This is a genomic window from Albidovulum sediminicola, assembly GCF_025751575.1.
In the GTDB taxonomy this organism is placed as follows: Bacteria; Pseudomonadota; Alphaproteobacteria; order Rhodobacterales; family Rhodobacteraceae; genus Albidovulum; species Albidovulum sediminicola.
Genome location: NZ_JAOWLA010000003.1, coordinates 267,319 through 279,618, shown reverse-complemented (window position 1 = coordinate 279,618; position 12,300 = coordinate 267,319). Strand labels below are relative to the sequence as shown.

Sequence of the window (12,300 nt, the reverse complement as noted above, 5' to 3'; positions counted from 1 at the left end):
CGTTTAATGCACCCGACAGCATAGGCCAGTCTGGACCGGCGTCGCAATCACCGGCCTGCAATATTTGTCGAGACGGGGCGTTTCAAGGCCGGAGCCCGATTTTCCCTTGTATTGCCCCGGATTGGCGCACAAGCGTTGCGCCCGTGCCGCGCTGGCACGACCGCGCGGGGACGCAAGCGCAGGGGTTCAGGTCGCATTTCTCCTTCCCCCCGGAAGGGCGCGCCGCTAGCTTCCACGCAAAACCAGACAGGAGAACCCAATGACCGGAATGATCGACGCCCGCCTTGCCGAGCTTGGCGTGGTGCTGCCCGATGCCCCCGCGCCCGCAGCCAACTATGTACCTTTCGTCCAGGTGGGCGATCTTGTCTTCGTCTCGGGGCAGATCAGCCAGGGGCCGGACGGGCTCATCAAGGGCAAGCTCGGTGCGGACATGGACGTCGCGGCCGGCGCCGAGGCGGCCAAACGCTGCGCGATGAGCCTGTTGGCGCAGGCGCGCGCGGCCTGCGGCGGCGACCTCGACCGGATTACGCGGGTGGTCAAGCTGACCGGCTTCGTCAACTCCACGGCGGATTTCACCGACCAGCCGAAGGTGATCAACGGCTGCTCCGACTTCCTCGTCGAGGTGCTGGGCGACGCCGGACGCCATTCGCGCTCGGCCGTGTCGGCGGCCGCGTTGCCGCTTGGCGTCGCGGTGGAGATCGAGGCGATCTTCCAGGTGAAATAATGCCAAAGACCATCCCGTTGCCCGCGGCGTTCCTGCGCCGCCCGCTGGCGCACCGCGCCTTCCACGACCGCGCGGCGGGGCGACCCGAAAACTCCCGCGCGGCGATCCGGGCGGCGGTGGCCGCGGGCTACGGGATCGAGATCGACATCCAGCCCTCGGGCGACGAGGTGCCGATGGTCTTTCACGACTACGACCTTCGCCGCCTCACCGGCCAGCCCGGGCGCGTCCGCGGACATAGCGCGACCGCCCTGGAGGCGATGCGGCTTCTGGACGCCGACGACGGCATCCCGACCTTCGCCGAGATCCTGGCGCTGGTCGCGGGACGGGCACCGGTGCTGGTCGAGATCAAGGACCAGGACGGCAACATGGGCCCCGGCGTGGGCCCGCTGGAAGAGGCGGTCGCGCGCGCGCTGCACGGCTACGACGGCCATGTGGCCCTCATGTCCTTCAACCCGCATTCGGTGGCTGCCCTTGCGGATTTCGCCCCGGACCGTCCGCGCGGGATCACCACGAGCGCCTATGGCGAGGACTGGCCGCTGCTCACGCGCGCCGTGCGGGACCATCTGCGCGACATCCCTGACTACGACCGCGTCGGGGCAAGCTTCATTTCGCACGAGGTCGCCGACCTTGCCCGGCCACGGGTCGCGGAACTCAAGGCCGCGGGGGCTGCGATCCTTTGCTGGACCGTGCGTTCGCCCGAGATCGAGGCAAAGGCGCGCCTCCACGCCGACAATATCACCTTCGAGGGCTACCCTGCCGTCATCCCCGCTTGACGTGGCCGCGCCGCGCCCCACCTTGGCAAGGGAAGGAGGCCGCCTTGCCCGACGGAAACGCCAAAGAGGTCGAGGTTTCGCTGCTGCCGGGCTTCGCGGCCATCGCGGCGGACGAATGGGACGCCTGCGCCTGCCCGGAGGCCGCGACGGGCCGCCCCTTTGATCCCTTCACGACACACAGGTTCCTCATGGCCCTCGAACGCTCAGGCTCGGTCGGGCCGCAGACCGGCTGGGATCCGCGCCCGCTGGCGGTGCGGGCGGAGGGGCGCACGGTCGCCGTGGCGCCCCTGTTCGTGAAATCCCATAGCCAGGGCGAATACATCTTCGACCACGCCTGGGCGGACGCCCTGGAACGCGCGGGCGGGCGCTACTACCCTAAATTCCAGATCGCGGTTCCCTTCACGCCTGCGACGGGCCGCCGGTTCCTGACCGCGCCGGGCTGGGAAACCACCGGGCGAGCGGCACTGATCGAAGGCGCGGTCCAGATCGCGTCGGAGGCGAAGATCTCCTCCCTCCATGCCACGTTCTGCACCAAGGAAGAGGCCGCCGCGGCCGAGGCCATGGGCCTTCTGCACCGCGTCACCCAGCAATACCACTGGGAAAACCGGGGGTACGGGGACTTTGCCGATTTCCTGGCCAACCTCTCCTCGCGCAAGCGCAAGACGATCCGGAAGGAACGGCAGGTCGCGCAAGCCTTCGGCGGCACGATCCGGCGCCTGACCGGCGACGATATCCGGGCGGAGCACTGGGATGCCTTCTGGACCTTCTACCAGGACACCGGGCGGCGCAAATGGGGGCGACCCTACCTGACCCGAGCCTTCTTCGACGAGGTTCATGCGACGATGCGAGACGACGTTCTGCTGATCCTGGCGGAACGCGACGGGCGACCGGTCGCGGGGGCATTGAACTTCATCGGGCGCGACACGCTTTACGGTCGCTACTGGGGCGCGGTCGAGGATCACCCCTGCTTGCATTTCGAATGCTGCTACTACCAGGCCATCGACTTCGCTATCGAAGGCGACATGACGCGGGTCGAGGCGGGGGCACAGGGCGAACACAAGCTCGCGCGCGGTTATCTGCCGGAACAGGTTCACTCGGTCCACTGGATTGCCGAGCCCGCCTTCCGCGCGGCGGTCGCCCGCTATCTCTGGTCCGAGCGTGACGCCATCGGCCAGGAGATCGAGGTGCTGACCGGCTACGGGCCCTTCCGCAAGGGATCCTGAGCCCTATTGATGTTTCCCCGAACCAACGAGACAATTCGTGGTCATTGCGGGAGGCGAGAATGGCCGAGTTGATCCTCTATTCGAATCCGATGTCGCGCGGGCGCATCGCGCGCTGGATGCTGGAGGAAGTCGGCCAACCCTACCAGGTGCGCTACCTCGATTACGGGGCGCAGATGAAGGCACCGGAATACCTGGCGATCAACCCGATGGGCAAGGTCCCCGCGCTGGTGCACGGGGACCGGGTCGTCACCGAATACGCCGCCATCTGCGCCTATCTTGCCGATGCCTTCCCCGAGGCCGGACTGGCTCCCGCCGACCGCAGCGCCTACTACCGTTGGCTGTTCTTCGGTGCCGGCCCGCTGGAGGCAGCGATCATCAACAAGGCGCTGGGCTTCACAGTGCCCGAGGACCGGCGCGCCATGGTCGGCTTCGGAACGCTGGAAACGACCTATGCCGCGCTGGAAAGCCAGCTTGCCAGGACCCCCTACCTCGCCGGCGAAGCCTTTTCCGCCGCCGATGTCGCTACCGGTTCGCAGATCGGCTACGGACTTCAGTTCGGCACGATCGAGGCGCGCCCCGCCTTCACCGATTACTGGGAGCGCATCAAGGAACGCCCGGCGCTCTTGCGCGCCAATGCCGCCGACAACGCGGCGATGAAGGAGAAGGAGATCTGAGATGGCCACGCTGCTGACCGAATCCGAACGCACGGCGGACCTTCCGGCGCTGGGCGAGGGCGGCTGGCGGGCCGTCCCCGACCGCGACGCGATCCGGAAGATCTGGAAGTTCCGCAGCTTTTCCGAGGCCTGGGGGTTCATGTCGCGGGCGGCGCTGGTGGCCGAGAAGCTGAACCACCATCCCGAGTGGACGAATATCTACAACACCGTCGATGTAACGCTGACGACCCATGATTGCGGCGGCCTCTCGGCGCTCGACGTGACGCTGGCGCGCCGCATGGACAAGATTGCAGGCGCGGCGGAAGTTCAGGCCGACCATTCGGAGCCCGTGACCTGCCTGCGCGAGCTGCACGCGAAAAAGGGGGCCTGAGCCCCCTTTTCCCATCGCTCAGAGCTTGGCCAGAAGCGCCTCGCCGACCGAGATGTCGCAAACGCCGGGCTTGTCGACATTGGCGGCGGTGATCACCCCGTCCTCAAGCACCAGGGCATAGCGATTCGAGCGGCCATGAAGCCCGATCGGCGGCGCGGTGAAGTCCATCTCCAGCGCGCGCGTATAGCTGCCGTCGGCATCGCCCAAGAGGCCGATCCCGGCCGCGGTGGCACCCGTCGCTTCGCCCCAGGCCTTCAGCACGAAGGGATCGTTGACCGCGATGCAGAAGATGTCCGCGACCCCCTTCGCCCGGAACGCATCCGCGGTGCGCACGAAACTGGGCATGTGGATTGTCGAGCAGGGGCCGGTATAGGCCCCCGGCAGCGCGAACAGCACCACCTTGCGGCCCCGGGTCAGGTCCGAAAGCTGCACCAGCTCCGGCCCCTCGGCGCCCATTCGGCAAAACGTGGCCTCGGGCAGACGCCCGCCAACCTCAATCGTCATGAAATCATCCTCCGCGCGTTGTCCTAGACGTGAAAGATAGGTGAGCCCGGCAGGTTCCGCTAGCGGTCGCGCACTCAGATCGCGTCGAGCAGCGCCTCTCCGCCAGAGATGCTGCACCCGCGGTCCGGTTCGGGATGCCAAAGCGTGACCACCCCGTCCTCGGCCAGAAGCGCATAGCGTTTCGAGCGTCCGATCAGGCCGCGCTCCGGCGCGCTGTAGTCCATGCCGATCGCCTGGGTGAACGCGCCCGCCGCATCGGCCAGCATGGTGATCCCCGCCGCACGCGCGCCCGTCGTCTCGCCCCAGGCGCCCATCACGAAGGGATCGTTGACCGCCAGGCAAATCACCTCATCGACGCCCTTTTCCGCGAAGCCGCTGCGTGTGCGGATGAAGCTCGGCACATGCGAGGTCGAGCAGACGCCCGTGAAGGCCCCCGGCAGACCGAAGATCACGACCCGCCGCCCCTTCAGACGCGCGCCCAGGCTGACCGGCACCGGTCCGTCGCTCCCCATCTCAAGAAGCGTCACGTCCGGAAGCGCGTCCCCGACCGAAATCATCATGCGAATCCCCCAAGAGTTGCAATTGGCTGAGCGAGCGATATAGGGTCGCGCTCAGCCGGGACCAGAGGAGATTTGCGCATGTCCGGAATTGTGATCGTGGGCGCGGGCCAGGCTGGCGCCTCGCTCGCCGCGAAACTCCGCAGCCTGGGATATGAGGGCCCTCTGACCCTGATCGGCGAGGAACCCGCCCCCCCCTACCAGCGCCCGCCCCTGTCCAAGGGCTACCTGCTGGGCGAGATGACGCTGGAGCGGCTTTACCTGCGCGCCCCCGCCTTCTGGGAAGAACAGGGGGTCACGTTGAAGCTCGGCGCCAAGGTCGGCGCCATCGACCCGGCCGCAAAGACCCTGACCGTCGATGGAGAGACGCTTTCCTACGACCAGCTCGCGTTGACCACCGGATCGGTGCCGCGCCGCCTGCCCGCCGCGATCGGCGGCGCGCTGGAAGGCGTCTACACCGTCCGCACCCTTGCCGATGTGGACGCCATGGCGCCCGAGTTCCAGCCGGGCCGCCGGCTTCTGGTGATCGGCGGCGGTTATATCGGGCTGGAGGCCGCGGCGGTGGCTGCCAAGCTTGGCCTGGACGTGACGCTGGTTGAAATGGCGCTGCGCATCCTGCAACGGGTGGCCGCGCCCGAAACCTCGGCCTTCTTCCGCGAGACGCATGCAGGCCATGGGGTGAAGATCCTCGAATCCACCGGCCTCGACCGCTTGCTGGGCGAGGGCCGGGTCAGCGCCGCACGGCTTTCGGACGGAACCGAGATCCCCGTCGACTTCGTGATCGTCGGCGTCGGTATCGCGCCGGCCACCGACCTGGCGGAGGCCGCGGGACTTGCCCTCGAAAACGGTATCCGGACGGACGAGCTGGGCCGCACCTCGGACCCGTCGATCTGGGCCGCGGGCGACTGCGCGTCCTTCCCGCACGACGGCGGGCGCATCCGGCTGGAAAGCGTGGGCAATGCCATCGACCAGGCCGAATGCGTGGCCGCGAACATGCTGGGCGCGGGAAAACCCTATCAGGCCAAGCCCTGGTTCTGGTCTGACCAATACGATGTGAAGCTTCAGATCGCCGGGCTCAACACCGGCTACGACCGGATCGTAACCCGAAAGGGCGACGGCGATGCGGTCAGCTTCTGGTACTATCAGGGCGACCAGCTGCTCGCGCTCGACGCGATGAACGACAGCCGCGCCTATATGGTCGGCAAGCGCCTGATCGAGGGGGGCAGGTCCCCCGATCCCGCCGCCATCGCGGACCCGGCCACCGATCTGAAGGCGCTGTTGAAGGCATGAGGATCATCGGGGGCGCGCGCCGCGGCCTGAAGCTCGCCGATGTCGGCGCAGGGGACGAGGCCGCGCATCTGCGCCCCACGACCGACCGCGTGCGCGAGGCGATCTTCAACCTGCTCCTTAACGCCGGGCGGGGCGATCCGGTCACGGGTGCCCGCGTGCTCGACCTGTTTGCCGGAACCGGCGCGCTGGGGCTGGAGGCGCTCTCGCGTGGCGCGGCCCGCGTTGCCTTCGTCGATGATGGTGCGACCGCGCGCGCGCTCCTGCGCCGCAACATCGAGAAGATGCAGGCGATGGGGGTCACCGATGTCTGGCGCCGCGATGCCACCCGTCTTGGCCCGAACCGCGGCCCCGGCTACGGGCTTGTCTTCCTCGACCCGCCCTACGGCAAGGGGCTGGGCGAGGCCGCCCTCGCCTCCGCATTGGCCGGCGGCTGGCTCACCCCCGGCGCGCTCGTGGTGTGGGAGGAGGGAACACCCCCCGAGCCGCCCGAGGGTTTCGACCCAATCGACCAGCGCCGCTATGGCGATACGGTCGTGACTATTCTCAGGGCCCCGTCATGAGGCCCGCTGCCGTCCTGTTCGACTGCGATGGCGTCATCGTCGACAGCGAACCGCTAACCGACCGGATTATCGCGGCCAACCTCACGCGCCACGGCCTACCGATGGCCCCGGATGAGGTCAAGACGCTCTTCCGTGGCGGCACCATGGCGAGCGTGGCCGAAACCGCCCGCACCCGCGGCGCAGGGATCGGCGAAAACTGGATCGATGATATCTACGCCGAGATCTTCCAGGGCCTCGCCACCGGCACGCCCCTGATCGCCGGCATCGAGGCGGCGTTTGACGCCCTGGATGCCGCCGGTGTCGCCTACGCGGTCGGCTCGAACGGCCCGCACCGCAAGATGGCGGTGACGCTGGGCCAGCATCCCCACCTGCACCGGCGCCTCGCGGGGCGCATCTTCTCGCGCGAGGATGTCGCCCGTCCCAAGCCGGCACCCGACCTCTACCTGCACGCTGCATCCTGCATCGGGGCGGAACCGGCGCGCTGCGTGGTCATCGAGGACAGCGCCACCGGCGCCCGCGCCGCCCGTTCCGCCGGCATGGCCTGCCTGGGCTACGCCCCACTGGGCGATGGCGCCTCACTCGCCGAGGCGGGCGCCCGCCCCTTCCGCGACATGGCGGAGCTTCCGGCCCTTCTCGGTCTCTGAGTTCTTCATTGTCGAAATGCCCCCGGAGGGGGCGGGGGCGGCCTGTGGGGGGCAGCGCCCCCCCGGGCCGGATCAGCGTCGAAGGCGGCGAGATCACCAGGTCGGGTGGAACCGCCCGGCGGGGGACAGGGTGAAGATGTCGCAGCCGTCCGCCGTCACCCCCACCGAATGCTCGAACTGCGCGGACAGCGACTTGTCCCGCGTCACAGCGGTCCAGTCATCGGCCAGCACCTTGGTTTCGGGGCGGCCCAGGTTCACCATCGGCTCGATAGTGAAGAACATCCCCTCTTCCAGCCGCGGCCCCGATCCGGGACGGCCGTAGTGCAGCACGTTCGGCGGCGCGTGGAAGTCACGGCCCAAACCATGCCCGCAGAAGTCGCGCACGACGCTCATCCGCTGCGCCTCGACATGGGTCTGGATCGCATGGCCGATATCGCCGAAGGTCGCGCCGGGGCGCACCGCCTCGATCCCCTTCATCAGCGCGTCATGCGTCACCTGGATCAGGCGTTCCGCCTTGCGGCTCAGCGATCCGGCCACATACATGCGGCTCGTGTCGCCGAACCAGCCGTCCACGATCACCGTCACGTCGATGTTCAGGATATCGCCGTCCTTGAGCAGTTTCGGCCCCGGAATCCCGTGGCAGACGACATGGTTCACGCTGATGCAGGAGGCATGCTGATAGCCCCGATACCCGATCGTGGCCGAGACCGCGCCCGCGCTTTCCACCCGCGCGCGGATGAAATCGTCGAGATCCCCGGTCGTCGCGCCCGGCTCGACCATGGGGGCGACTTCGTCCAGGATCTCGGCGGCAAGCCGTCCCGCGGCGTGCATTCCCGCGAAATCCGCCGGTTCATATATCCTGATGCCGTCCTTCGTCATGCGGCCGCGCGGCTCATCCACCGGCATTCCCCTTTCTGCGTTTCGGCCCCTAGATAGTGAAGAAATACCCCCTTGGCCAGAGCCCCCCCTTCCCCGACACCGTTCGCGCGCCTATACCAAGTTCCGCACCGGCCAAAGGAGCACCCCATGTCCAACCCCACAGCCGCGATCCTGATCATCGGGGATGAGATCCTGTCGGGCCGCACGCGCGAGGCGAACGCGCATTACCTGGCCGGGGAACTGACCCGCGTCGGCATCGACCTGCGGGAAATCCGCGTCGTGCCCGACGACGCCCAGGCGATCGTGGCCGCGCTGAACGCGCTCCGCTCGGCGCATACCCATGTATTCACCTCCGGGGGCATCGGGCCGACTCATGACGACATCACCGCCGACGCGGTGGCGCGCGCCTTCGGCGTCGAGCTTGACGTGCGCGAGGACGCCCGCGCGCTTCTGGCCGCCCATTACGCCGCCAGCGGGCTTGAGTTCAACGCCGCCCGCCTGCGCATGGCGTGTATCCCCGCCGACGCGTCCCTGATCGACAACCCGATCTCTGCCGCGCCGGGCTTTTCGCTTGGCAATGTCCATGTCATGGCGGGGGTCCCGAACATCTTCCAGGCGATGGTCGCCTCGCTTCTGCCGCGTCTGACCGGCGGGCGCCCGGTGCTCAGCCAGTCGCTGCGCATCGACCGTGGCGAGGGCGTGATCGCCGAAGGTCTGGCGGCGCTGGCCGCGCAATTCCCCGATCTTTCGATGGGCTCCTACCCGTTCATCCGGAACGGGGCCTATGGCACCAATATCGTGATCCGCGGCACCGACCCCGTCCGGATCGACGCGGCCATGACGCGGCTGGCCGCGCTTTATCCCGGAGAGCCGGAATGACCGATTTCCTCGCCCTGACCGACGCAACCTGGCCGCCGGCCGCCCGCCATGCAGCAGGCGCCTTCACCGTGCGCGAGGGGCGCGACGGCGGGCAGCGTGTCTCTTCGGCGACCGCGACGGAAGGCTGGAACGACGCCGATATCGCGCGCGCCGAGGACTGCCACCGGCAACTCGGCCAGAGGCCGCTGTTCCTGATCCGCCCCGGCGACGAGGCGCTCGACTCCGCCCTTGCCGCGCGCGGCTATGAGGTGAAGGACCCGGTCGATGTCCATGAGATCGCGGTCGCCGACCTGGCGGCTGAAACGCCCGCGCTTTCGACCTTCACCATCTGGCCGCCCCTTGAGATCCAGCGGGATATCTGGGCGGAGGATCAGATCGGCCCCGCCCGCATCGCCGTGATGGAGCGTGCCGAAGGCCCAAGGACCTCGATCCTGGGCCGGATCAACGACCGCGCTGCGGGCACGGCCTTCGTCGCGCTGCACGGGGATTGCGCGATGCTGCACGCGCTGGTGGTGGTGGAGCGGGAGCGTCGGCAAGGACTTGCCGCCAAGATGATGCAGGCCGCCGCCCTTTGGGCACAAGATCAGGGCGCGACGCGGCTCGCGATCCTCGTGACCAGCGCCAATCGGCCGGCCGGAGCCCTCTACGCTTCCCTCGGAATGCGGATTGTGGGACACTACCATTACCGTGTCCACAGAACCTGAACAGGTCGGAAGAGCAGTTGACAGACGAACAGCAAAGCCCGACGGCGCTTGACCTGCCGATGGTCTCGCCGCTTCCCGATGCGACCCAAAAGTATTTTCAGGTCTGCGCCGACAAGCTTGGCCTCGTGCCCAATGTGCTCAGGGCCTATGCCTTCGACATCGGCAAGCTGAACGCCTTCACGGCGATGTACAACGACCTGATGCTGGCCGACAGCGGGCTGTCGAAGCTGGAGCGGGAGATGATCGCGGTCGCGATCTCCTCGCTCAACCGCTGCTGGTATTGCCAGGTGGCCCATGGCGCGGCGGTGCGGGACCTGTCGGGCGACCCGCTTCTGGGCGAGGCGCTGGTGATGAACTGGCGGGTGGCGCCGCTTTCGGCCCGGCAGCGCGCGATGCTGGAGTTCGCCGAGAAGCTGACGCTGGCCTCGTCCCGGATCGAGGAGGCGGATCGCCAGGCGCTGCGCGATGCGGGTTTCAGCGATCGCGACATCTGGGACATCGCCTCCGTCACCGGGTTCTTCAACATGACCAACCGCGTCGCCTCGGCGACGGCGATGGAGCCCAACCCGGAATACCACGGGGCGCACCGGTGATTGCCAGGGCGCTCGCCCTCTGCCTGATCGCGGCCCCCCTGCCCGGGCTGGCGGCCCCAACCCTCTCGCTTCCCGAAGGCGCCGTGAAATCGGGCGGCAGCGTCACGCCCCTTGATGGATTCGCATTGCCCCTCGGCCCCTGGCAGAACGGCGTGCTGCCGACCCGCGAGGTCAGCGGCCAGGTCAACCGATCCGCCTGGCAGATCGCGGGCATCGAGACCACGATGCAGCTTTATGCCGGATTACGCGCCCAGTTGGTGGATGAAGGCTTCGTGCCGCTCTTCGAATGCGAAACCAACGGCTGCGGCGGGTTCGATTTCCGCTATGGGATCGAGGTGTTGCCGGAGCCGCAGATGCATGTCGATCTGGGCGACTTCCATTACCTCAGCGCCGAACGCACCGCAGAGGCGGGCCCAGAGGTCGTGACGCTTCTGGTCAGCCGGTCCAGCCTGCACGGCTTCGTTGAACTGACCCGCGTCGGCGCGGCGGAGGCGCGGCCCATCGCGCTCGCCGCCGCCGTCGCCGCGGTGACGGACGCCGCTGCCGCGCCCTTGGGCGAGGCGCTTGAGCGCGATGGCGCGGTGGCGCTGGACGATCTCGTGTTCGAAACCGGCGCCGCGCAGTTGGGCGGTGGCGATTTCGCCTCGCTCCATGCGCTCGCGGATTATCTTGAAAGCCATCCCGGTGCGATCGTGACGCTTGTCGGACATACCGATGCCGAGGGGAGCCTGGCTGCCAACATCACCCTGTCCGAAAAGCGCGCGCGCTCCGTCGCCGACCGCCTGATCACGGAGTTCGGCGCGAACCCTGCCCAGCTTTCCGCTGACGGCGTGGGCTATCTTGCGCCCCGGGCGTCAAACCTGAGCGAAGAGGGCCGCCGCAAGAACAGACGGGTCGAGGCCATCCTGGCCTCGACCCGCTGATCATGGCGTCTGGCGCCCTTACCAGTTCGTGGGGCCCTTCTCGGCGAAGGCCGCCGAAAGGAAATCGATGAAGGCCCGCACCTTCGGCTGGGTGAAGCGTCCCGGCGGATAGACCGCGTAGATGCCCAGCGTTTCCACCGGCAGGTCGGGAATCGCCTCCTCCACCAGCTTGTGGCGCATGGCGTCGGCGTAAAGGAACGAGGGAAGATAGGCGATGCCAAGGCCGGAGATTGCGGCGTTCAGCAGCGACTGGCCATCGTTCACCGTCAGCCAGCCTGCCGTGCGCACCTGCCGCTTTTCGCCCGAGGGCGCGGTGATCTTCCAGACGTTGCCGGAGGCCTGGTTGGAATAGTGCAGGAGCTTGTGTTCGTTCAGATCGTCGATCTTGGTCGGGCGGCCGTATTTCTCGAAATAGGCGGGCGAGCCGATCATGCGCTTGGCCGTGTCGGTCAGCTTGCGTGCCCGCAGCGTCGAATCTTCCAGTTCGCCCACGCGAATCGCCATGTCGAACCCTTCGGAGATCAGTTCGACGTAGCGGTTGTTCAGAACCATGTTCACGGTGATCTCTGGGTATTCCAGCAGGAAGTCCCCCAGAATCGGCGAAAGCAGGTTCACCCCGAAATCGGTCGCAACCGAGATCCGCAGTAGGCCTGAGGGCGCCGATTGCATCGAGGTCACGAGCGCATCCGCCTCGCCCGCGTCATTCAGCACCCGGCGGGCGCGGTCGTAGTAAGCCAGGCCAATTTCCGTAGGAGAGACGCGACGCGTCGTACGGTTCAAGAGCCTTGCGCCCAGTCGTGCCTCAAGCGCGGACACATGCTTGGAGACGGCGGATTTCGAGATCCCCATCTTCTTCGCGGCGTCCGTGAACCCCCCTTGATCGACCACTGTGGCAAAGGCTTCCATTTCGGTCAGCCGATCCATTGTATACCCTACCTAGACATTAGCCCGCCGATGACCGGTATCGGGTCCAATTCAGGCAAGAATTGGGAACGACGCAGAC

16 protein-coding genes are annotated in these 12,300 nt (G+C 67.5%); 12 read left to right on the top strand and 4 right to left on the bottom strand.

Features of this window, described 5'->3' with window-relative positions; genetic code table 11:
* Positions 1 to 259 precede the first annotated feature (259 nt).
* From OE647_RS05135 to OE647_RS05115, 5 genes are all read left to right on the top strand, one after another.
* Positions 260 to 724, top strand: coding sequence for a RidA family protein (locus OE647_RS05135; protein WP_263720595.1), 465 nt, complete (start codon positions 260 to 262; stop codon positions 722 to 724).
* The gene (locus tag OE647_RS05130; protein WP_263720594.1) at positions 724 to 1,497 is read left to right on the top strand and encodes a glycerophosphodiester phosphodiesterase family protein; all 774 of its coding nucleotides are present in this window, start codon (positions 724 to 726) and stop codon (positions 1,495 to 1,497) included. Before OE647_RS05135 ends, OE647_RS05130 begins: the two co-directional genes overlap by 1 nt.
* Positions 1,498 to 1,577: 80 nt before the next feature.
* Complete coding sequence (locus OE647_RS05125; protein WP_412174928.1) at positions 1,578 to 2,720, top strand: GNAT family N-acetyltransferase; 1,143 nt, start codon at positions 1,578 to 1,580, stop codon at positions 2,718 to 2,720.
* Positions 2,721 to 2,779: 59 nt separating this feature from the next.
* A complete protein-coding gene (locus tag OE647_RS05120; protein ID WP_263720592.1) occupies positions 2,780 to 3,394 on the top strand; it encodes a glutathione S-transferase family protein in 615 nt (204 codons plus the stop codon).
* A 1-nt stretch (position 3,395) separates the two neighbouring features.
* Complete coding sequence (locus OE647_RS05115) at positions 3,396 to 3,764, top strand: 4a-hydroxytetrahydrobiopterin dehydratase (RefSeq protein WP_318527932.1); 369 nt, start codon at positions 3,396 to 3,398, stop codon at positions 3,762 to 3,764.
* An 18-nt stretch (positions 3,765 to 3,782) separates the two neighbouring features.
* On the opposite strand, the gene OE647_RS05110 is transcribed toward OE647_RS05115, so the two are convergent.
* Entirely contained in the window at positions 3,783 to 4,268 is a 486-nt protein-coding gene (locus tag OE647_RS05110) for a peroxiredoxin (RefSeq protein ID WP_263720591.1), read from the bottom strand.
* A 74-nt stretch (positions 4,269 to 4,342) separates the two neighbouring features.
* Positions 4,343 to 4,828, bottom strand: coding sequence for a peroxiredoxin (locus OE647_RS05105; protein WP_263720590.1), 486 nt, complete (start codon positions 4,826 to 4,828; stop codon positions 4,343 to 4,345).
* 78 nt (positions 4,829 to 4,906) lie between these two features.
* Between OE647_RS05105 and OE647_RS05100 the strand changes: the two genes are divergently transcribed.
* The 3 genes from OE647_RS05100 to OE647_RS05090 are packed head-to-tail and all read left to right on the top strand — an operon-like array spanning position 4,907 to position 7,319.
* On the top strand, positions 4,907 to 6,115 hold the full coding sequence (locus OE647_RS05100; protein WP_263720589.1) for an NAD(P)/FAD-dependent oxidoreductase: 1,209 nt from the start codon (positions 4,907 to 4,909) through the stop codon (positions 6,113 to 6,115).
* Positions 6,112 to 6,675 carry a 16S rRNA (guanine(966)-N(2))-methyltransferase RsmD gene (gene rsmD / locus OE647_RS05095; protein WP_263720588.1) on the top strand — a complete coding sequence of 188 codons (564 nt, stop codon included), beginning with the start codon at positions 6,112 to 6,114 and terminating at the stop codon, positions 6,673 to 6,675. The genes OE647_RS05100 and rsmD overlap by 4 nt, the downstream gene beginning before the upstream one ends.
* Positions 6,672 to 7,319 carry an HAD family hydrolase gene (locus OE647_RS05090; protein WP_263720587.1) on the top strand — a complete coding sequence of 216 codons (648 nt, stop codon included), beginning with the start codon at positions 6,672 to 6,674 and terminating at the stop codon, positions 7,317 to 7,319. The genes rsmD and OE647_RS05090 overlap by 4 nt, the downstream gene beginning before the upstream one ends.
* A gap of 93 nt (positions 7,320 to 7,412) precedes the next feature.
* Here the strand turns inward: OE647_RS05090 and map are convergent, their stop codons facing one another.
* Positions 7,413 to 8,225: a type I methionyl aminopeptidase gene (gene map, locus OE647_RS05085; RefSeq protein WP_263720586.1), complete on the bottom strand. Its 813-nt coding sequence runs from the start codon at positions 8,223 to 8,225 to the stop codon at positions 7,413 to 7,415.
* A gap of 120 nt (positions 8,226 to 8,345) precedes the next feature.
* Here map and OE647_RS05080 point away from each other — a divergent pair, with 120 nt between their 5' ends.
* Genes OE647_RS05080 through OE647_RS05065 form a run of 4 tightly spaced genes read left to right on the top strand, consistent with a single transcriptional unit; the run spans position 8,346 to position 11,297 of the window.
* Entirely contained in the window at positions 8,346 to 9,077 is a 732-nt protein-coding gene (locus tag OE647_RS05080; protein WP_263720585.1) for a competence/damage-inducible protein A, read from the top strand.
* Positions 9,074 to 9,781, top strand: coding sequence for a GNAT family N-acetyltransferase (locus tag OE647_RS05075; protein ID WP_263720584.1), 708 nt, complete (start codon positions 9,074 to 9,076; stop codon positions 9,779 to 9,781). The genes OE647_RS05080 and OE647_RS05075 overlap by 4 nt, the downstream gene beginning before the upstream one ends.
* A 59-nt stretch (positions 9,782 to 9,840) precedes the next feature.
* On the top strand, positions 9,841 to 10,374 hold the full coding sequence (locus tag OE647_RS05070) for a peroxidase-related enzyme (protein WP_263720631.1): 534 nt from the start codon (positions 9,841 to 9,843) through the stop codon (positions 10,372 to 10,374).
* Entirely contained in the window at positions 10,371 to 11,297 is a 927-nt protein-coding gene (locus OE647_RS05065; RefSeq protein WP_263720583.1) for an OmpA family protein, read from the top strand. Before OE647_RS05070 ends, OE647_RS05065 begins: the two co-directional genes overlap by 4 nt.
* A gap of 18 nt (positions 11,298 to 11,315) precedes the next feature.
* Here OE647_RS05065 and OE647_RS05060 read toward each other — a convergent pair whose 3' ends face one another.
* Positions 11,316 to 12,221 (bottom strand): LysR family transcriptional regulator, encoded by a 906-nt coding sequence (locus OE647_RS05060; protein ID WP_263720582.1) that lies wholly within the window; start codon positions 12,219 to 12,221, stop codon positions 11,316 to 11,318.
* Positions 12,222 to 12,300: the final 79 nt, after the last annotated feature.

Excerpts from the sequence above, each read along its gene's own strand:
- OE647_RS05135 (WP_263720595.1), top strand. The coding sequence starts at position 260 with ATGACCGGAATGATCGACGCCCGCCTTGCCGAGCTTGGCGTGGTGCTG.
- OE647_RS05130 (WP_263720594.1), top strand. The coding sequence starts at position 724 with ATGCCAAAGACCATCCCGTTGCCCGCGGCGTTCCTGCGCCGCCCGCTG.
- OE647_RS05120 (WP_263720592.1), top strand. The coding sequence starts at position 2,780 with ATGGCCGAGTTGATCCTCTATTCGAATCCGATGTCGCGCGGGCGCATC.
- OE647_RS05115 (WP_318527932.1), top strand. The coding sequence starts at position 3,396 with ATGGCCACGCTGCTGACCGAATCCGAACGCACGGCGGACCTTCCGGCG.
- OE647_RS05110 (WP_263720591.1), bottom strand. The coding sequence starts at position 4,268 with ATGACGATTGAGGTTGGCGGGCGTCTGCCCGAGGCCACGTTTTGCCGA.
- OE647_RS05105 (WP_263720590.1), bottom strand. The coding sequence starts at position 4,828 with ATGATGATTTCGGTCGGGGACGCGCTTCCGGACGTGACGCTTCTTGAG.
- OE647_RS05100 (WP_263720589.1), top strand. The coding sequence starts at position 4,907 with ATGTCCGGAATTGTGATCGTGGGCGCGGGCCAGGCTGGCGCCTCGCTC.
- rsmD (WP_263720588.1), top strand. The coding sequence starts at position 6,112 with ATGAGGATCATCGGGGGCGCGCGCCGCGGCCTGAAGCTCGCCGATGTC.
- OE647_RS05090 (WP_263720587.1), top strand. The coding sequence starts at position 6,672 with ATGAGGCCCGCTGCCGTCCTGTTCGACTGCGATGGCGTCATCGTCGAC.
- map (WP_263720586.1), bottom strand. The coding sequence starts at position 8,225 with ATGCCGGTGGATGAGCCGCGCGGCCGCATGACGAAGGACGGCATCAGG.
- OE647_RS05080 (WP_263720585.1), top strand. The coding sequence starts at position 8,346 with ATGTCCAACCCCACAGCCGCGATCCTGATCATCGGGGATGAGATCCTG.
- OE647_RS05075 (WP_263720584.1), top strand. The coding sequence starts at position 9,074 with ATGACCGATTTCCTCGCCCTGACCGACGCAACCTGGCCGCCGGCCGCC.
- OE647_RS05070 (WP_263720631.1), top strand. The coding sequence starts at position 9,841 with ATGGTCTCGCCGCTTCCCGATGCGACCCAAAAGTATTTTCAGGTCTGC.
- OE647_RS05060 (WP_263720582.1), bottom strand. The coding sequence starts at position 12,221 with ATGGATCGGCTGACCGAAATGGAAGCCTTTGCCACAGTGGTCGATCAA.